The following is an 18,192-nucleotide window of genomic DNA, read 5'->3' as shown; positions in this document are numbered from 1 at the left end:
ATTGACTCGAAAGGCTTGTTCAGCAACGTGCAGCAGCATTAGAACTCTGACGATAATTACCCAGTACAGCGGATGTGATGTAGCGATCACTCCAGCAACCTTCTGCGTTGAGGAGAGGTACGATCATGGCTCCGTTGCACTCCATTTAGGCAGCAATGATCACGTTTAAGACATTTCTTAAAACGGCAGCTAAGGTTCTGCTCGTGTTCATGCTCTTAGCAATCTATCTTGTTGCTGGTTTAGCACTACTTGCCGATTCGTTCTCGCCGTTAGGAGTGCTATTTTTAATCACACTCCACGTACTCTATAGCTGGGGTGTCGTTTGGTTCTACGCCTTTTTGAAAGTGCGCGATCGACCCTTGTGGGCATTGTTGCTCATGCCAGTGCTTACCACCACATCAACAATAGGCATTGTCCTCTGGATGATCTTTCAACCAGAAGCAAAAATCAGAAAGCAAAAGCCTGACTAACCTCTTCTCATTTATGAATGCTGCACTGCCTGAGGATCGCTCGTTAGCGATCGGTTATCAGCGTGGAGGGTTAAAGCATGATCACTCGAACAAAAAACCAGACAGCCCTTACGAGTTGTCTGGTTGCTAGAAAGCAATCGTTTCGATCGTGTAAAACGAGGCTGCTTAGTACGTTTCTACGTGCCAACGACCCGCTTTTTTCAGTTCCCGCTGATACTCCTTCCATTCTCTGCCTGCTTTCGTAGCTTCGACTGAGAGAGCAGCGTCAATACCATCTTCCATGCCTTTTAAGCCGCAGATGTAGACATGAGTCTTGTCTTCTTGAAGCAGCTTGTAAATCTCTTCAGCGTGTTCTGCCACACGATGCTGGATGTACATTCTGCCGCCTTCAGGGTTTTTCTGCTCGCGGCTGATGGCATAGGTAACACGGAAGTTATCAGGATATTTTGCCTGAATTTCTTCCAGCTCTTCCCGATACAGCACATTGGGCGTTGTCGCCACACCAAAGACTAGCCACGCTAACCCCTTGAACTGGTAATCAGGATTAGCTTCCCGCTCCTTGTCTTTGAACATACGCCACAGGTAAGCACGGAAGGGTGCAATACCTGTGCCAGTCGCCATCATGATGATTTTGGCTTCAGGGTCATCGGGTAACAGCATTTCCTTACCTGTTGGTCCAGTGATTTTGATTTCGTCACCGGGCTTCAGGTTGCAAATGTGCGTGGAGCAAACGCCGTAAACCATCTCTTTGGTCTCAGGGTTCTGATATTCAAGCTGCCGCACGCAGAGAGACACGGTTTTGTCATCCACGTCGTCACCATGCCGGGTAGACGCGATCGAGTACAACCGCAGTTTTTCAGGCTTCCCGTTTTTGTCTGTACCAGGAGGAATAATCCCAATACTTTGACCTTCCAGATAACGTAAATCTCCTGCGGAGATATCAAACTTAACGTGCTGGCAAATCCCAATGCCACCTTCTTTAACAAGGGGTTCGTTTGAAACCACCCGTCCGACAAAGGGGCTGTTGGGACGATAGATATTCACGGGAATATCTGTCTTAGCCTTAGCTTGAGTCATAGGCTTCTTGGCTCCTGGTTGGTTACCCTCTCCAGCTTCTACTTTTATCGCAGTTTCTTTCTGTTCTGGGGTAACGTTTCCATTGATTTTAGAATCAGCAGACAAAGGCTGAATACTGACAATCTTGCCACCTAGCCGAGTGATTTGCTGCATCACTTCGTTCATGCGGCTGTAAGGCACATTAATAAATGTGCTGCCGCTTTGACGAATGGAGTAATTGGTGCGATCGGTTTCACTATTCTGCCGCAGCCCTACCACCTCGTATCGATACATACGGCTACCAAAGGCTGTCTTGGCAGTGCCGCCCACCGCGCTCAAATTGTACATTTTGCTTGCTCTCTCAGAACCAAATCTACTTGCCAAATCTAACTTTTTATTGTGCCCCATCTTGGTCGCAGGCGGGGGCGCTTCTGTGAAGTAGCGTTAATCAATGCAACAATCGACGAGGCGATCAGGGCGACCGTGTTGCTTCAGTAAACTAGCAGCACTATGATAGCGAACGACCAGCGACCAACCAAGCTTAAGCGAGAGTACTCTGCGATCGTCATCAACGCACCCGCCTTGAGCGAAAAATCAATTCAGACGAAGCCTTGTAGTGATGATCCCGTTTTTGGTAGGATGATAATAGCGGTAGTATTAAATACTTACCCGACTAGCTCAGAGTCTGCTAAGGCTAGATGTAATCTTATTGCTTTTTTGATTACTCTGCATCTGAGTCACGTTGTGTGAGAATTTTATAGTAGGCGATCGACAGCATCCTGCATGAATTATTGCTTTTCAAAAGTAATTTCAAAGGGTGCGATCGTCAGTTTACCGCCAATGCAGCTTAACTCAAGACACAGTTAGTAGAATCTTTTCGCTTAGAGGAAACCTATGACCAGTAAGCCAGACCGCGTGGTTCTGATCGGCGTTGCCGGAGACTCCGGGTGCGGTAAATCCACCTTTCTGCGCCGATTAACCGATCTGTTCGGGGAAGATTTTGTGACAGTAATCTGCCTGGACGACTACCACAGTCTGGACCGGAAGCAGCGCAAAGAAACTGGAATCACCGCACTCGATCCACGAGCCAATAATTTTGACCTGATGTACGAGCAGATCAAAGCGCTCAAGCACGGCGAAACGATTGATAAGCCTATCTACAACCATGAGACAGGCTTGATTGACCCACCCGAAAAGGTGGAACCCAACCACATCATTGTCGTTGAAGGGTTACATCCGCTGTACGACGAGCGCGTACGTGGCTTGCTGGACTTTAGCGTTTACCTTGACATCAGTGACGAAGTTAAGATTGCCTGGAAGATTCAGCGCGATATGTCGGAGCGGGGTCACACCTACGAAGACGTGCTGGCAGCGATCAACTCCCGTCGTCCCGACTTCAAAGCCTATATCGATCCACAAAAAGAGTTTGCGGATGTGGTGATTCAGGTCTTGCCCACTCAACTTATCAAGGACGATACAGAACGCAAGGTATTGCGAGTGCAGATGATCCAGCGCGATGGCGTGGAAGGATTTGAGCCAGCTTATTTGTTCGACGAAGGTTCAACGATCGATTGGGTTCCTTGTGGACGCAAGCTGACCTGCTCCTATCCCGGCATTCGGATGCACTACGGACCAGACGTTTACTACGGGCACAGTGTTTCGGTACTCGAGGTCGATGGGCAGTTCGACAAGCTTGAGGAAGTGGTCTACATTGAGCAACACCTCAGCAAAACCTCTGCCAAGTACGAAGGGGAGCTAACCGAACTGTTGCTACATCACCGCGAGTATCCTGGCTCTGCCAATGGCACAGGCTTGTTCCAGGTCTTGACAGGTCTTAAAATGCGGGCGACTTATGAGCGTTTGACCGCAACAGAGGCTAAAACCAAGGTTGCAGCGAGAGTCTAGTACTGGCGCGATCATAAAGCGAAAGAAGGGACGGCTTAACGTCCCTTTTTTGTTAGCTTGATTGGGTGCGATCGTCAAGAGATGATGATTTAAAGGACAACCCCGTCTATTTCCCTTTCCTATCTCATTGCCTGGTCGTCTCACCGTGCCCAATCGGTGCTTCTCCAAAGAATGAAAAAGAGGCAACTGGCGAGTAAGGCACCAAGATTCCATTTGATTGCGTTCTTGAAGAGAGTTTGCTTTTGGGCAGCGCGATTTTCATTGATCTGAGACTGCACTCTAGATCGCGCAGCCGTTAACCGTGACAAGATATCTGCTTTAAGCGCCTGAGGATCTTTAGTTGGATCGATCGAAATGCCTGCTTTGGTGGCTAGTGCTCGAATGTCGCTCGCGCTACTTTGGCTCAGTTGCCCTTCAACTTTCTTGAATTGGGAAAGTTGCTGTTCTGTTTGTCGGCTCACCTGCTGATCATTCTGAAAGTCAAGACGGGCTGTGCCAAGAACACCCAGCGGGATAACTAGTAGACAGACGATCGCCAGCACCAGACAAAGCCACGACAGCACCTTCAGCAGAATTTTTTCGAGCTGAGTGCGATCGTGGTATTCACCAAAAAATACGAGCGTCATGCCCAGCAGCGGTACAATCACGCGCTCAATCAGCGTACCGAGCGTTTGCACCTCCCAAGCAGGATTTGTAAACTTCGGGGGATACAGCACTTGGATGAAATCCATCAGCGCATAACCAAGCAGCCCGTAACCAATCCAACGAAAGCGATAGATGGAGCGATTGTCAGTCGTCGATTCAGTCATGAAGCTGCTTTCTCAAATAACACAACGCAGATAGTTTGGCAGTAAATCAGCCTTCGTCATCGTCCTGTAAAAAACACTGAATGTCGATGCTTTGATACTGCCATTAGCGATGGTAGAAACGGCTTTTTAATACATAACGATCTTATTTGGATTGTGAGAAAGGATTCCACTGAAATCCTCTCTCACAAAGACTCTCAATCTCACAAGTGCTTTAGGACTGCTATATATGGGGTTTTAAAGGGATGGAAAGTTGGGTTGCCACCAACGGTACCAGTCAAACCAGGCATTTTCTAACGTTTTGTAAGCGGTGTCTAACTCAGCAGAGCCAGCGTTTGCGATTAGCGGTACAGACATCAGCGTCCAGAGGCAGCGGCGATCGAGCAGCGGTTGCTGCCCCAAAAGCCAGGGCAAGAGGCGATCAAACGTAAGGTCATGAGTGCGGTGATTTTGCACAAACTGTTGGGCTGTGACTGTACTTTCGCCACGGGGACTGATGCAAGCACTCAGGTAGGCGCGTCCCTGATGCGGTAACACACCATAGAACCCGATACCTGGCTGATATTTCATGACTAGCCGAGCATTATCCTGCCGAATCGGAGTGAAAACGAAGAGAAAGCGATTTACATCACCATCGCTCGTCATGTAGCGTAGCGCCATAGTGAGAGACTGTGCGTTGCGACGATACGGATACTCACGACTGGCGATCGACCCTGAAATCGGCTCAAGGGGCTTGCTGGGTAACGATTGCCATTGGGTCAACGGAACACTGACAGGCAGGCTGTAAGACGGCTGTGTATTGGTTACCTTGGGTGTGAGAGCCGCCTTGCCCATGATGTACAAAGCACCGCTGCAAGTTAACACCAGTATTGACAGGCGAAGCGGTTGCCAGAGATTAGCCATTGGAAGAATTGCCTGTATCGGTCACGGATGGCGTTGTACGCAGGAAGGCAAACCAGCAAAAGCCGCCAAACAGCCCTACTGCGATCGCCGCGAAAATGAGTGAACCGTCGCCCGTATGCCAGTAATCAAAAGCGTCTTTTTGTGAGAATGCTACCAGCACTGCCATCAAACCCACTCGTGCAGCATTTACTAGAAAACCAATTAAGACCGCCAAGCCGACTGTGAGGCATTGCTGCACACGCGATCGTGGTGCAAAGAGCAAGACAACCAGCACTGAGATATATAGCATCTGCAACATACTCTGAATGCCAGAGCACGCGCCATAGACATCTACCCGACCCGTTGGCAGCAGTAATGATAGCCCCTCGCGACGCACATCAAACCCTGTATACCAGAGCATAAACGTGGCTGCCTGAGCCGTTAACTTGGGCAGATTCAGCAGCTCTAGACCCAGTTCAAGCAGTGGATTGAGCGTTAGCAAGGCAAAAAGGAACAGCTCTTTCCAGTACTGGTAAAGCCCGTGTACACCAGAGGCAAGCAGCCCCAGCCCCAAGACGGTTATCAGGGGAAACGCTCGCATAAAGGAGCCTGATTCGGGCAAGGTTGAACTGAGCAGCAGCAGCCCTAGCAACACGCTACCCCCGATCGCCACCCCGATCGCGCCACTCTGTAAAATTAGCGCGTGTCGCCGTTCCCATAGCAAAAGACCAACCACCCCCCATAACAGTAGACAGGTCGAAAATAGTTCCTGTGATAAGGCTGGATTACTATTGCGACCCAACAAAGTTAAATGGAGTGCCACCATAGCAGCCCCCGTGCTAACCAGCCAAAAAGCGGTTGTTTGGAGACGATTCAATCGATCCATCATAAGTACTAAACTTGGCTAACTTCTTGGACTAACGTTCTGACCAAGCAAAAAGAGCTGGACTAATAAACGCTTTAGCCTACAGCAGACTGTAAAGCGGTAAAAGGGTGAATAGGCATAGCTTCAGATGGAACCGAGTGTAAGAAAGATTGACGAGCGCCGCTCGGTCGCCAATTACTGTCAAACAATACCTTCAACGTTAATAAACTGCTCTTAGTAGCTGCCAATTCTAATTAGTGTCTGCTAACGCAGGTATCAAAAGCACTCATTTACAGAAGTTTCATACTCAATCGTCATGTAGTTTTGAAGCATTAGCTGAGTTAAGAATAATCAACGGGACTGAACTAAAGATGCCAGCACAATCTGTTCACTAGCAACTTTAAAGCCTTAATCTCACTTTTTTAGTCTAGTCGTGTCACCAAACACCTAAAAATAAACGGTTTAGAGTTTTATTGTGAGGGAAATTAACGTTGCGAACTTATTGCCGTCGCGCTTTAAATTCAACCACTAAAATTACCAAAGTAAGCTAAATCCATCGTTCAACTTTAAAGGACTGGCTATATGATAAATAGCGTCGCAACTGTCTCACGTTAGGGATTCCTACCCTTAGGATTAGCCACCTTCAGGATCAGAGCCATGAATGAAGCTGATAGCCCAGATCAACAAATTGAGTCTATGTCAATTGAGCCAACCGAGAGCACTGTGGTAAGTGAGCCGCTCCCATCAGAGGTGACACCAGCACCAATTGAAGGATCAGAAGGTTCGACTCAAGACTGGCAAACTGTTGATTTTCCTGGGGCAATGAGCGTCGATGCCCTTCCACATGAAGCCGTAGAAGGATGGCAGCTAGAAGGAAACCCTATAGAACGTCAGGACAACGTAGTTGCGTCAGGAGTCATCCACTACAGCAGTGCTGAAATTAATCCTGCGGCTACCTACATTGGCACGAGTCCTCTGGAAAGCGCTGAAGGTATGGCAACGCTGCCGCTACAGCAGCAAGCCACCCTACATGATCGACTGACACAAGCAGAGACAGCGTTGGAGCACCTGTCTGACGAAGAACTGGCAGCACGCCATCGATCGCAAGCAGTAGGCAACCTCCTAGAGAGCACAGGCAACAGCGGTCAGGAGCAACCCTTAGACTCAGCACAGGAGAGGCTTCAGCAGCTTTTGCAAGAACTAGAGCGATCGCACCAGACTGCTCAGCGGCAGCAAATTTTGGTAGAAACACTCACCGAGCAACTAAGCAGCAGTCAGGAACGGATTGCCCAGCTAGAGCGTGATTGCGCCCTGGCTCAGCAGCGCCACAACGAGCAAGTTCAACAAGTGCTGCAAGCAGAGAACACCTGTCGCGACCTACGGCTGCGGCTGCATCGCCAACAGCAACAAACCCTTCAGTTTAAAGCGGCGTTAGAAAAAAGCCTTGAAATGCCTGCTGTTTACGGGCATCCAGCCATAACGGACATTGCCCTAGCTGGTCATGCAACTGTACCAGATGCCTCTGCACTATTGCCTAAAAATTCACCGGTCAAGCCCTGGTCACTGGCAAAGACTTTACAGGACACAACAGACGCTGCCGATCGACCCGATCGATTGTTCAAACTCTTGAATCCTGACGCTTCGGCACTAGGACAGGATGGTTCAGAGGCAAAACTGACAACACCGTTCAGCGGGCAGTCTGAGCATGAGTCAATGGCTGCGTCTGCTGATCTGCGATCGCCGCTAGACTCTGAAGATCCGCAGTTCGTCAACCATTTGATGCAGCTCATCTTTCCCGTTGCTAAGACGCAGCCATTAGACCTACCAACTGCTTTGCTTCAGCCAGCACCACATTTTGACCTTGCTCCCTTCTCAGAGGCAAGTCTAGAGGCAGAATGTGTGGATGCTGACTCGTTATCCCCATTGGAAGTCCCTGGTTCAATGCTGTTTGGTTTACCCGATCGCCCTTTAGAGCAGCAGCAACCTGACGTTAGCTCATTCAGCCCAAGCACGATCGCCAACACCTCACTATCCCCCTTGCCCGATAGCAGTGCCACTGATCCCCTTTGGGATAACCTGGCAACACTTATCGATCTACCACTGCAAACCGATCTACCACTGCAAGCCGAAGATTCCGATCTGGTTACTACAAACATCGATCGTCCGCTCGAATCAGTTGATTCCGCTCAAATGAACCTTGCTTCGGGTAGCGCAAATCTGGTGCCGACAGACAAGCAGCCATTACCAAGCGTACCGACCAGCACAACAGCTATTCCACCCATCTTTGCTACAGATGCATCACCGTTGGAAGATGCAGCCGACGCAGCAGCCTCGCAGACGGCTTGGACATGGCGCGATCGACTGGTCAATGCTGGGAAGATAGCGCGATCGAGTGATACCGAAACAGTGGCTCAAGCTGACACCGACGTAACGCTAGACGTTGCTGGTCAAGCTGACCAGGTGGGGATGCCACAGCCAGCACAGACTGTTAGCCGTTCCACAGTAGCATCCCCATCGTTTGCAGTACTACCCTCGCCGATCGTGTATCCCCTTCGCCCAGCCAAGAAGCTAGCGTCGTTGGCGGCTGTGGATTTGCCCATGTTTCCCAAACGGTAAAAAGATGACAGGAGTTAGTGAAAAAGCATGATTGGGGAGCGGTCATGGCAGCATCACGCTCCAGTTGAGCCAATAGGTATAGCTGAAGGCTGAAGGATTAAGTAGCACCTTTACCAGAAGCCGAACTGGGAACCCCAACTGTTCTAACTCTGTCTTCAATTGCCACAGTAGACAAACGTCACCCGATCGGCGCATGAGCTTGTTCTTCTGAGGCTTCTGTGGCTCTCAACTGCACCATCTGGGGTCGCCCAACACCATCTGTCCAGGTATAGCTTTGAGCCAACAGCCACAGCCATAAGCCTGGAAACTTCGGTTCCAACCAGGGCTGTACTTGGCGTAGAAGTGCTGGAAACCAGCTACGCACCAGACTGCTGATAAAAGCGGTAATGGTGAAGTCGAGGTAGCTGCCTAGCCAGCGACCAAAGTCTAACGCTCCTGCCATATCCCAGATCCATAGCAACAGCTTCGGATTCTTCCAGGCAGCCGTGAGCGCCATGCGGTTAAATGTGAGCCAGTCAACCCGATCTTTAATAAATGCTTCGGCGATCGCAGGGGGCTGCTCTCCCAGAATGCCAAAGAACGTGTTGAGCATGGCGTTTACCCTCTCAGGCGGCAGGTTGCGCCCCGTGGGCACCATCATGCCTCTAGAAAAAAGCCAGGTGACAGCCACATTACTCTGATAGGCACGGATTTGATTAAGGTGTTTGGCACTCAGCAAATCGTGCTTCAGAGCTGTGTCAAGCAAAAGCGTTAACCGGGGTAGGTTTCGTACCAGTGACCCAAAACCGGTAAAGATGAGCGGTGATTGCAAAGATGCCGCATCGCCCAAGGCGATCAGGCGATCGACTGCCACCGCACGATCGCTCCGTCCCGTTGTAAAGTGCCCTGGAATATAGCCAAAGGTAGGTTTCTTCCAGACCAGTTTGTCCACATCGCAGCGGCGATACTCCGGCAAGATTGTGAAAAAGTCTTCGTACATTTCTAGCAGTGAGCCAGGGTTATCAGGATGCACCCGATGGTAGTGAAACAGATAAAACGTTAGCTCTTCGCCATCGGCTGGAAACAGTTCCCAGATCAACTGCCGCCCCCGCGAAATGTCACCATGACTGTTGAGCACATCGCCGTAACAAGACTCCCACACACCTGGTTCAAAGCCGCTAGCAATGACCGCTCCAACGGTCGGACAAACGCTATCAAACGCCCGCCCGCCATTTAGTTGCCATGCGATCGGCGATGCCGTACCCATTGCATCTACCAACAGCCGCCCACTCACCGATCGCACCTCGCCCGTTGGTAAGTGCTTGGCTTGCACCGTTACCTGAGCGCGATCGACCTCAGCACGGCAAAATTCGGTTTCATCCCAAATCTCGCCGCCATAGCTCCGTAGTTTTTCGCCACAGGTTCGCAGCAGCTTTTCAGCATCTAACCCTACGTTCAGCACCGTTGGCGTATGGAGCACAGGCGCTTTTGCTGCCGATGGATTGTTGGCATCAAAAAACTTGTGAAAGCCATCCACATATTCTCTAGCAATGACACTCTCAAACTCGTTAGGCGTGAATAAACCTAAGTCAATCAGGCTTTGAAACTCACTGCGCGAAATGTTCCATTCTCGGTTCATCTTGCCAAAGGGCAACCGCTCCAGCAGCAGCACTCGGTAGCCCAACTTTGCCATCACTGCCGCGTGGATTACACCCAGCGCACCACCAATGTAGATCAGGTCGTAAGAGGATGAGGGGTATAGCTTGCTTCCGCCTTGCAGTAGGGTGTGAGGTGAGGGGGCAGAGATTAAGCTTTGATCTCCTCTCTCCTCGCCTCTAAACACTACCTGTTTGGGCTGCTGCGGATTTTGCACGCCTTCGCGCCAACGCTGCTCCCACCAGTACACGCGGGTTAGGTCATACTCACCGTTAGGCATCTTTTGAAAATACTTGACAGTGAGAGGATATTGCTCTGCTAACGCAGCAAAAATGGTTTGACAAGACAGGTCGATCGCAGGCGGTTGGGGATACTGATTGGGAAAGTGATCGCGCAACGCTTGCGTCAGTTGCGTTAGCAAAGACTTTTCTTGAGGCGCTGGCTGCTCTGTCCAGCGAAAGACCTTTAGATAAGTCGTTCGTTGTAGCGACCAGACAAAAATTGCTAGTTCAGCCGCTACTGGCTGAGTTACAACCTGTATTTCTGGAGTGCGTGTAACCTGATGTGTAGCCTGAGAGAACAACAGACGCACGCCACTAGGAGTAATGGCTTTGACTCCTGATTGAGGCTCAAAGCTCCGCTGTAGCCAGACTTTAACAGCCTCTACGTCTGGGGTAGGGACTTCAATGTAAAGAACTTCCTTCATTTAGGGGAGCTAAGCTTCAATGAACTACTAAAAAAGACAGGTTAAACACTGGTAAAAGTGCGCTAAACTTCAGTTCACATCAATGACTTAAGAAACTTTACAAGTTTCTCATAAATCATTCAGGGTTCCTGCATCAATCGCTTTACTCAACCTGCCATGAACTATCCTATTCCAGCAAACACCCCAGAAGTTGGTACTTTTCGACAGAAGTTTGTTGATGAAGAGTTGATTGCTACTGCGATCGTAGGGGTCGTTGATGTGGCACGTTCTAAGGGGCAGTCGTTAGAAGACCTGATAACAGAGGTTTTAGCAGATGATGCGTTGCTTGATTATCAGCAGCGGCATCGGTTGAGCGAGATTATTGCTGTCGCCTGGGAAAGCCTGGTCTAATGAAGGAGTTACTTGTAAGCAACTGCAAAGAATTGACATAAAAGACACTCCTCGTTCTTCTAAGTTCAAAAGCTATCAGCAGCTGATGCATCCGTTTTTTGCATCAAGGTTATTGTCGTGACCGTTTGCCGATAATTCAGACATTTCAGACTTTAGCTCGGTAGACTGAGAGGAGTGTTCGCCACCTGCAAAAATGTTTAGCTGTATTTTGCAACCCTCATGCATGAGCTAAGTCAGAGGATCCTCCGTCTCTGGCGTGAGCATGTTGAAACGCGAATGCTAACGTTGCTAACGACGGTTCGTGTGATCAGTTTACTGATTGCTCTGTTTGCTCTATGGGGCTTTTATGAGATTGCGGCAACGGTCTTTGGGCAGCAAACACAGTCGATCGACATTCGTCTCTTACTGGCGCTCCAGCAATGGCACACGCCCTTTTTAGACCAGGTGATGGGTGTGCTGACCAACATTGGCAGTGTCTCTGTACTGCTAGCGGCAAGTTTGCTCATAGCAACAGTTTTACTTTGCCGTAAGCGACAGGCAGAAACAGTAACGCTGGCGATCGCGACGATCGGCGCGTTTGGTCTGAACGCTCTACTCAAACTTCTGTTTATACATGCTCGTCCAGCCTTTTGGCAGCAAACCGTTGAAGTGAACATCTCCAGTTTCCCCAGCGGTCATGCCATGATGTCTCTTGTGGTTTTTGGCATCATTGGCTATTTGCTGGCAGCCCAAGTACCGCGCTGGAGAGCCACAATCGCGACTATTACGGTTTTGCTCGTTGGCGCGGTCGGCTTTAGTCGGCTTTACTTTGGCACGCATTGGCTCACAGATTTAGTGGTTGGCTATGTGGCTGGCACCGTTTGGCTCGTTGCCTGCATCCTTAGCTTCAAAAGCTGGAAACGCCGCTATCGATCGCGTCCTAAAACCAACAAGCGCCCTTTACCCTCCATATCCAGCCGGAAGTAGGACGAAGCCAAAAGGCTGAAGGTAGCGCTCAACACTCGTCACTCAAAACTTAAAAACTCAAAACTTTCTATGCCTCCTGCTGTTTCACTGCAAAATGTTTACAAAACGTTTGACAAAGCCCCTGTTGTCAACAATCTTTCCTTTGAGCTACAAGCAGGTGAGATGTTTGGCTTGCTGGGACCGAATGGTGCCGGTAAATCGACCACCATTCGGATGCTGACAACGCTGACAAAACCCTCAGAAGGGCAGATTCAAGTGGCAGGCTACGATGTGGTACGCCAACGATCGCAGGTCAAGCAGCAAATTGGTGTTGTCCTCCAGCAGATCAGCGTGGATAGTGATTTGTCTGTTTGGGAGAACATGGAATTTCATGGGCGGCTGCACCATATTCCCAAGGCTCAGCGCCAGAAGGATATTGATCGCTGGCTGGAGTATGTAGAATTGAGCGATCGGCGTGATGACCTTGCCAAAACGCTCTCTGGTGGCATGAAGCGCCGTTTGCAAATTGCCCGCGCGCTCCTGCACCAACCCGATATTTTGTTTCTTGATGAACCCACTGTTGGTCTCGATCCTCAAACCCGTCGCCGTCTTTGGGAAATTATCCGCGACTTGAACAAGCAAGGCATGACAATTCTACTCACCACTCACTACATGGATGAGGTGGAATACTTGTGCGATCGCATTGGCATCATGGATGCGGGCAAACTAATTGAACTGGGCACCCTGCAAGACTTCCGACAAAAGCATGGCGAAGGGCTGGTCATGAAGCAAACCAACGATCGCTGGGACTACAAATTCTTTCCCACTGTGGATGAAGCTAATGTCTACCTTGACCAGCAACCCGACAAAACTGGCATGATGGTAAGACCGTCCAATCTGGAAGATATCTTTGTCGAACTGACAGGGCGGAATCTGGATTGAAGGCGCAGCAAGGAGAGCAGAGGAAGCAAGGGAGCCAGAGGAAGCAACGGGTAAAAGCAGCGTTTTAAGTTGTGTAAGCTTTACTCCTCCTAGAAAAATCTTCTGAACCACGCTTCTATTGCCCTAGTGACTCCTCGCGTAACCGTTCTCCGTGCTCCCTGCCACCTCCGCTTCCCCTGCTCTTTTGCCTTTTACCTTCTGCCATGCCTCGCCTTGCCAGTAAAATCGAAGCCATCTTGTACTTAAAAGCGCAACCATTGACTGTGGCAGAAATTGCCGAATTTGCTGCGTGCGATCGCGAGACAGCCGAGGAAGGCTTGATGGAACTTATGGCAGACTATGCCCATCGCGAAGGTGCGCTCGAAGTTGCCGAAACGCCTAACGGATATACTTTACAGCTACGCGAAACTTATCATCACCTTGTCCAGACATTAGTGCCTGCGGATTTAGGAGTTGGTGCCCTGCGCACCTTGGCGGCGATCGCCCTTAGAGGTCCCATTTCGCAAACGGAGTTGGTCGAACTGCGCGGTTCTGGCGCGTATCAGCACGTCCCGGAACTCGTCGAGCTTGGCTTCGTCCGTAAACGCAGGCAATCGGATGGTCGCTCTTATTGGCTACAGGTGACGAACAAGTTTCATCAATACTTTCAAATGCATCAACTGCCACAGGAGTTTGACCAACACGTTAAAGCAAAACCCTGATCGGTAAGCAAGTGACGTATGAGGTGCCTATCTTATCTCAACCCGTAATATTTCTGAGGTACGAGCGCTGATGTCATCACCTCACCATAAGTGTACGGGTTGCAGTTAAGGCGAGAAGTGTCAAAATAGTTTGAAACGGATACCTACCTAGCACATGGTCTTTAACCCTAACAGCGCGAATTTTCTCGGTGCCGACGTTGAAGAAAACGAGTCAAACGAACTGCTGAATTACCTTCAGCATCAGCCCCCTGAAATACTCGCTCAGGTGGCGAAGCTAGTGACCCTAGACGTAAAGCAAATTATTTCGCATAACGTGCAGGGGCTCGTGGGAATGTTGCCATCCGAAGCGTTTAATGTCAAAATCACGACCGATCGCGACAATTTGGCTGGTCTATTAGCCTCTGCTATGATGACAGGCTACTTCCTCCGCCAGATGGAGCAGCGCATGGAGATGGAAGATTTGCTTGCAGGCTCTTTGTCGATTCCATCAGAAAAGCCTGATTGCCCTTAGTGTCCCATTTATTTTCTGCCGCCCTACCTCAAACTAATGCCAGCCGCTTACAAACCCCTCATAGCGGCTACCACTGGGATGGCAGCGATCGTCGCTTTTTTGAAGGTTGGTACTACCGCGTCACGCTACCTGATAGTGGACAGACGTTTGCGTTTATGTACTCGATCGAAGATGCGATCGGCGGCAAACCCCATAGCGGTGGAGCCGCACAAATCCTCGGTCCCAACGACGAATACCTCTGCCGCACCTTTCCTAACGTGCATACGTTTTGGGCATGGAAGCACACACTTGGACTGGGACATTGGGGCAAGGTGAGAGGCGCTAGCGGTCAGCAGTCAGCAGTTAGCGGTCAGCAGCTCGATACTCAAAATTTTCCCTTTTCCCCTACGCCCCTATCCCCGCCCGTTCTGGGAAGCAAGCTACATCCCCTCGCGCCTCGCTATCTCCCGCCAGAACAGTTCACTCAACAGATACAGGAAGGCTACCAGGCAACAGCGACCTGGCATCAGGGCAGCTTGCAGGAGCCATCAGGGGCTTCAGCACAGTGGGAGTATCGCATTCAGCCAGTTTATGGGTGGGGCAATGCAGCCGGTCAGCAACAATCAACAGCAGGCTGGCTCTCGTCTCTGCAAATCTTTGAACCAGGCTGGCAGATACTCATGGCGCATGGGTTAGCAACGGGCTGGATGGAGTGGAATGGCGATCGCTACGAGTTTGAGAACGCCCCAGCCTACAGCGAAAAAAATTGGGGTGGTGCCTTTCCGCAAAAGTGGTTTTGGCTCAACTGCAACAGCTTTGAAGGGGAGCCTGACTTAGCGTTGACAGCAGGAGGCGGTCGTCGAGGCGTGCTGTGGTGGATGGAATCGGTAGCAATGATTGGGTTGCACTATCGCGGCACGTTTTATGAGTTTGCCCCCTGGAATGCTCAGGTGCATTGGGAGATTCAGCCCTGGGGCAACTGGCGAATGTGGGCAGAAAATAGCCAGTTCACGGTGGAGCTAACGGGCACGACCGATCTTCCTGGTACGCCGTTACGTGCTCCCACAGCCGATGGCTTAGTATTTGCCTGCCGAGACACAATGCTAGGACAGATTACCCTGAAGTTGATTGATCGCCAACGCCATACCACTCTACTGGAAGCTTACAGCGATCGTGGCGGACTAGAAACAGGCGGCGCACCCTGGGATGGTGTTTGGAAGAGCGCTGCTTAAGAAACGAAAAAATCCCACAAACTAGCTGAATCGAGTCACCTTAGTTAGCCATCGTTTAGCTTAGGGAACAATGCTATAGAAAATACTTTAGACCGACAAATTTCTTAAAAGGAGGCATTTCGGAGGGCTACGCAAATTAGTGACATTCATCCTTATCATTGCTACTTCTGTTCTTTAGTTATCGTATCCTGCATATGCGATTTCCAATAGCATCTCAATGTAAAGCTTGATCTAAATAATGCTTATGTTGCCGTAAATTCGGCTGTTGATACTCTCCCTGAACAATTTTCAAAGTTCTCTCAGAAGTCTTCTCAGTTTCTAAAAAAGTGTTTTTTAAGTACGCCAGATAAGGGGATCAATGAGATCAGTTGTAACTTCCTCAAAAGTAGCGTTGAAGCGGGAACAGTAGCCCCTCCATGTTACACAGCAGATGCATTAGCCACCTCCGTTCTTCCACCTGCTGTGACTCTAGCACCAGTTTGCAACTATTTGGATTTTGCTAAAGCTGGTCAAAAAGCAGCCAATGTAATTGTTCATTAAATACTGGGAGTAACTATGACAGACAATTTTCCTCAAACTGTACAGAGTGTAAAAAATACTCTTGATGGCTTCACAAATGAGGCAATCAATGTCGCAACTGTTGAAGCAAAAAGTACGCTTAACAAGCTACTGCATGTGATGGGAAATTCGGGGCAAACGCTCAACAATTTAGCGAGCAACTTGAATCAGCCTGTTAGTGGTCTAAACGAAGCCACAACAAAGCTCAACACCTCTATGCTAGAAGCAACGGATGGAGCAGTTAATATAATCACTGAGACAACTCATCAAGCAGCAAGTGCAGTTAAAGAAACGGCTGCTCAGGCAACAGGTACACTGAATGGGGCAACCAACATTGTTGTTCATAAATTAAATAATGCTACAAGTTCTATTACTCAAACGGCAGAAAAGACAAAGTTTGCATTGGATGAAACATTGCAAAAAACAGAGCAACTAAGTGGGGCAATTTCTAATAGCGTTCAAGATGTTGTTGCTACTTCAGTAAAAATGTGGATGGCAGAACATCCAATTGTATCCTGGGTTATGGCTCACCCTGTATGGACGATTGCCTTAGTTCTGCTTCTACTTTTCCTTTGCTGGGGTTTGCTTGCAGCAATAGCTCAATTCACTCAACAAGTTTGGTTGTTTATTTTACAAGCACCACTAAAGTTAACTCAGTCATTAGCGAAAGGTACATTTCAATCGCTTAAGCGTTTTGAGATTCTCCAGCCAGCCAAGTTGGAAGGTCAAGGAAATGTTCAGAAGCGGCTACACGAAATACTAAATCACTTAGAGTTATTGCGCCAAGAACAAGAGGTATTAATGAAAGAGATGCATTCGATTTTAAGTTCTAAGAGTTGAAGGCAGACCATCATAGAAGCTTTGAGTGGTTGTGCCACAAAGTTTAATGTCTTATTTTCCGCTCAGGTCCTTGAAGGTGATGAAGAATGGCGGCGGCGCAGTAGTTCGACCAGGGTTGAAAAAGTGGCGGGGATAGGCGCGATCGCGATGACAGGCATTCCTGACACGGGATGCTCTAGTTGCAGCCGCCAGGCATGAAGTGCCTGCCCTGCCAGCTTCACACCGACCGATTTCCCTGCACCATAGACCATATCACCCACGATCGGATAGCCCATTTTGGCACTATGCACTCGAATTTGGTGAGTGCGTCCGGTTTCAAGCGCAAACTGCATTAAGGTGTAGTTTCCCAGCCGTTCTCTGACTTGCCAATGCGTGACGGCACGGCGACCACCTTTTTCTTCGGGAATAATTGCCATCTTTTTACGATCGATTAAATGGCGACCAATCGGCAGGTCGATCGTGCCACTCTCGGCAGCAGGCGCACCATGAATCACTGCCAGATAGTCTCGTCGTGCCGTCTTTGCTTTGAGTTGCGCTTGCAAATGTTGATGTGCCTGATCGGTCTTAGCAACGACGATCGCGCCACTCGTATCTTTATCCAACCGATGCACAATGCCGGGACGCTGCACGCCACCAATGCCCGCCAAATGGTCACAATGTGCTAGCAACGCATTCACCAATGTACCGCCTTCATGCCCTGGAGCCGGATGCACGACCAATCCCACTGGTTTATTGATAATCAGCAAATGATCATCTTCGTAAAGAATGTCCAGAGGAATGTCTTCTGCCTGAAGGTCGAGCGGTTGGGCATTGGGAATGGTGATCTGGAGGCGATCTCCTACCTGCACCGTCAATTTCTTAGAGGTACAAACCTGCCCATTCACCGCTACTTGCCCTTGTTCGATGAGCTTTTGGGCATGCGAGCGCGAGATGTCTGGCAATGCTTCCGAAAGGTAGCGATCGAGGCGCTGGTGTGACTTCTCCTCAGGAGCACCGTCTGAAGATTCAACCTGTAATGCAATGTGTGAGGACAATTTCTAACCCTTGCTCAAGAAACTCAATGATGTCTAACCTGCAAGCAATACAGCAGCCAAATTGCTTTGAAAATTGTTGATGTCGCTTGTTTACTTAACCCTAGCGCATAGCCAGCAAC

Annotated in this window: 17 protein-coding genes; 10 read left to right on the top strand and 7 right to left on the bottom strand. The window is 49.5% G+C overall.

Annotation, left to right across the window (positions count from 1 at the left end; genetic code table 11):
• The first annotated feature begins 209 nt into the window (after window positions 1-209).
• The gene (locus tag H6F86_RS15955; protein ID WP_190449604.1) at window positions 210-470 is read left to right on the top strand and encodes a hypothetical protein; all 261 of its coding nucleotides are present in this window, start codon (window positions 210-212) and stop codon (window positions 468-470) included.
• A 165-nt stretch (window positions 471-635) separates the two neighbouring features.
• On the opposite strand, the gene petH is transcribed toward H6F86_RS15955, so the two are convergent.
• Window positions 636-1,874 carry a ferredoxin--NADP reductase gene (gene petH, locus H6F86_RS15950; protein WP_190449602.1) on the bottom strand — a complete coding sequence of 413 codons (1,239 nt, stop codon included), beginning with the start codon at window positions 1,872-1,874 and terminating at the stop codon, window positions 636-638.
• 546 nt (window positions 1,875-2,420) lie between these two features.
• Here petH and H6F86_RS15945 point away from each other — a divergent pair.
• Window positions 2,421-3,431, top strand: coding sequence for a phosphoribulokinase (locus H6F86_RS15945; RefSeq protein ID WP_190449600.1), 1,011 nt, complete (start codon window positions 2,421-2,423; stop codon window positions 3,429-3,431).
• A gap of 140 nt (window positions 3,432-3,571) precedes the next feature.
• Here H6F86_RS15945 and H6F86_RS15940 read toward each other — a convergent pair whose 3' ends face one another.
• From H6F86_RS15940 to crtA, 3 genes are all read right to left on the bottom strand, one after another.
• Complete coding sequence (locus H6F86_RS15940; protein ID WP_190449598.1) at window positions 3,572-4,240, bottom strand: HpsJ family protein; 669 nt, start codon at window positions 4,238-4,240, stop codon at window positions 3,572-3,574.
• Window positions 4,241-4,474: 234 nt separating this feature from the next.
• Window positions 4,475-5,140 (bottom strand): cyanoexosortase A system-associated protein, encoded by a 666-nt coding sequence (locus H6F86_RS15935; RefSeq protein WP_190449596.1) that lies wholly within the window; start codon window positions 5,138-5,140, stop codon window positions 4,475-4,477.
• Window positions 5,133-6,008: a cyanoexosortase A gene (crtA, locus tag H6F86_RS15930; RefSeq protein ID WP_199305310.1), complete on the bottom strand. Its 876-nt coding sequence runs from the start codon at window positions 6,006-6,008 to the stop codon at window positions 5,133-5,135. Before crtA ends, H6F86_RS15935 begins: the two co-directional genes overlap by 8 nt.
• A gap of 633 nt (window positions 6,009-6,641) precedes the next feature.
• On the opposite strand from crtA, the gene H6F86_RS15925 reads away from it, so the two are divergent.
• Window positions 6,642-8,600: a hypothetical protein gene (locus H6F86_RS15925; protein WP_190449594.1), complete on the top strand. Its 1,959-nt coding sequence runs from the start codon at window positions 6,642-6,644 to the stop codon at window positions 8,598-8,600.
• A 42-nt stretch (window positions 8,601-8,642) separates the two neighbouring features.
• On the opposite strand, the gene H6F86_RS15920 is transcribed toward H6F86_RS15925, so the two are convergent.
• Window positions 8,643-8,795 (bottom strand): hypothetical protein, encoded by a 153-nt coding sequence (locus tag H6F86_RS15920; protein ID WP_190449593.1) that lies wholly within the window; start codon window positions 8,793-8,795, stop codon window positions 8,643-8,645.
• Window positions 8,779-10,941, bottom strand: coding sequence for a flavin-dependent dehydrogenase (locus H6F86_RS15915; RefSeq protein WP_190449591.1), 2,163 nt, complete (start codon window positions 10,939-10,941; stop codon window positions 8,779-8,781). Before H6F86_RS15915 ends, H6F86_RS15920 begins: the two co-directional genes overlap by 17 nt.
• A 156-nt stretch (window positions 10,942-11,097) precedes the next feature.
• Between H6F86_RS15915 and H6F86_RS15910 the strand changes: the two genes are divergently transcribed.
• The 7 genes from H6F86_RS15910 (at window position 11,098) to H6F86_RS15880 (ending at window position 17,039) form a co-directional block, all read left to right on the top strand.
• Window positions 11,098-11,331 (top strand): hypothetical protein, encoded by a 234-nt coding sequence (locus H6F86_RS15910; protein WP_190449590.1) that lies wholly within the window; start codon window positions 11,098-11,100, stop codon window positions 11,329-11,331.
• 276 nt (window positions 11,332-11,607) lie between these two features.
• Window positions 11,608-12,297 carry a phosphatase PAP2 family protein gene (locus H6F86_RS15905; protein WP_242033545.1) on the top strand — a complete coding sequence of 230 codons (690 nt, stop codon included), beginning with the start codon at window positions 11,608-11,610 and terminating at the stop codon, window positions 12,295-12,297.
• Between the two features lie 69 nt (window positions 12,298-12,366).
• Entirely contained in the window at window positions 12,367-13,218 is an 852-nt protein-coding gene (gene ccmA / locus H6F86_RS15900) for a heme ABC exporter ATP-binding protein CcmA (protein ID WP_190449586.1), read from the top strand.
• 203 nt (window positions 13,219-13,421) lie between these two features.
• On the top strand, window positions 13,422-13,919 hold the full coding sequence (gene scpB / locus H6F86_RS15895; RefSeq protein WP_190449585.1) for an SMC-Scp complex subunit ScpB: 498 nt from the start codon (window positions 13,422-13,424) through the stop codon (window positions 13,917-13,919).
• A 154-nt stretch (window positions 13,920-14,073) separates the two neighbouring features.
• A complete protein-coding gene (locus H6F86_RS15890; protein WP_190449583.1) occupies window positions 14,074-14,430 on the top strand; it encodes a DUF760 domain-containing protein in 357 nt (118 codons plus the stop codon).
• Entirely contained in the window at window positions 14,430-15,641 is a 1,212-nt protein-coding gene (locus H6F86_RS15885) for a tocopherol cyclase family protein (protein WP_190449582.1), read from the top strand. Before H6F86_RS15890 ends, H6F86_RS15885 begins: the two co-directional genes overlap by 1 nt.
• Before the next feature lie 555 nt (window positions 15,642-16,196).
• Complete coding sequence (locus tag H6F86_RS15880) at window positions 16,197-17,039, top strand: hypothetical protein (RefSeq protein WP_190449580.1); 843 nt, start codon at window positions 16,197-16,199, stop codon at window positions 17,037-17,039.
• A 62-nt stretch (window positions 17,040-17,101) separates the two neighbouring features.
• On the opposite strand, the gene H6F86_RS15875 is transcribed toward H6F86_RS15880, so the two are convergent.
• Window positions 17,102-18,061, bottom strand: coding sequence for an RluA family pseudouridine synthase (locus H6F86_RS15875; protein ID WP_190449667.1), 960 nt, complete (start codon window positions 18,059-18,061; stop codon window positions 17,102-17,104).
• Window positions 18,062-18,192 lie beyond the last annotated feature (131 nt).

Origin of the sequence: Phormidium sp. FACHB-592, from assembly GCF_014695795.1 — a bacterium.
Classification (GTDB): Bacteria; Cyanobacteriota; Cyanobacteriia; order Leptolyngbyales; family Leptolyngbyaceae; genus Stenomitos.
The sequence above is the reverse complement of the archived record's forward strand: the minus strand, read 5'-3'. Positions and strand labels throughout refer to the sequence as shown.

Coding starts and splice junctions, on each gene's coding strand:
- H6F86_RS15955 (WP_190449604.1), top strand. CDS start 210: ATGCTCTTAGCAATCTATCTTGTTGCTGGTTTAGCACTACTTGCCGAT.
- petH (WP_190449602.1), bottom strand. CDS start 1,874: ATGTACAATTTGAGCGCGGTGGGCGGCACTGCCAAGACAGCCTTTGGT.
- H6F86_RS15945 (WP_190449600.1), top strand. CDS start 2,421: ATGACCAGTAAGCCAGACCGCGTGGTTCTGATCGGCGTTGCCGGAGAC.
- H6F86_RS15940 (WP_190449598.1), bottom strand. CDS start 4,240: ATGACTGAATCGACGACTGACAATCGCTCCATCTATCGCTTTCGTTGG.
- H6F86_RS15935 (WP_190449596.1), bottom strand. CDS start 5,140: ATGGCTAATCTCTGGCAACCGCTTCGCCTGTCAATACTGGTGTTAACT.
- crtA (WP_199305310.1), bottom strand. CDS start 6,008: ATGATGGATCGATTGAATCGTCTCCAAACAACCGCTTTTTGGCTGGTT.
- H6F86_RS15925 (WP_190449594.1), top strand. CDS start 6,642: ATGAATGAAGCTGATAGCCCAGATCAACAAATTGAGTCTATGTCAATT.
- H6F86_RS15920 (WP_190449593.1), bottom strand. CDS start 8,795: ATGCGCCGATCGGGTGACGTTTGTCTACTGTGGCAATTGAAGACAGAG.
- H6F86_RS15915 (WP_190449591.1), bottom strand. CDS start 10,941: ATGAAGGAAGTTCTTTACATTGAAGTCCCTACCCCAGACGTAGAGGCT.
- H6F86_RS15910 (WP_190449590.1), top strand. CDS start 11,098: ATGAACTATCCTATTCCAGCAAACACCCCAGAAGTTGGTACTTTTCGA.
- H6F86_RS15905 (WP_242033545.1), top strand. CDS start 11,608: ATGCTAACGTTGCTAACGACGGTTCGTGTGATCAGTTTACTGATTGCT.
- ccmA (WP_190449586.1), top strand. CDS start 12,367: ATGCCTCCTGCTGTTTCACTGCAAAATGTTTACAAAACGTTTGACAAA.
- scpB (WP_190449585.1), top strand. CDS start 13,422: ATGCCTCGCCTTGCCAGTAAAATCGAAGCCATCTTGTACTTAAAAGCG.
- H6F86_RS15890 (WP_190449583.1), top strand. CDS start 14,074: ATGGTCTTTAACCCTAACAGCGCGAATTTTCTCGGTGCCGACGTTGAA.
- H6F86_RS15880 (WP_190449580.1), top strand. CDS start 16,197: ATGACAGACAATTTTCCTCAAACTGTACAGAGTGTAAAAAATACTCTT.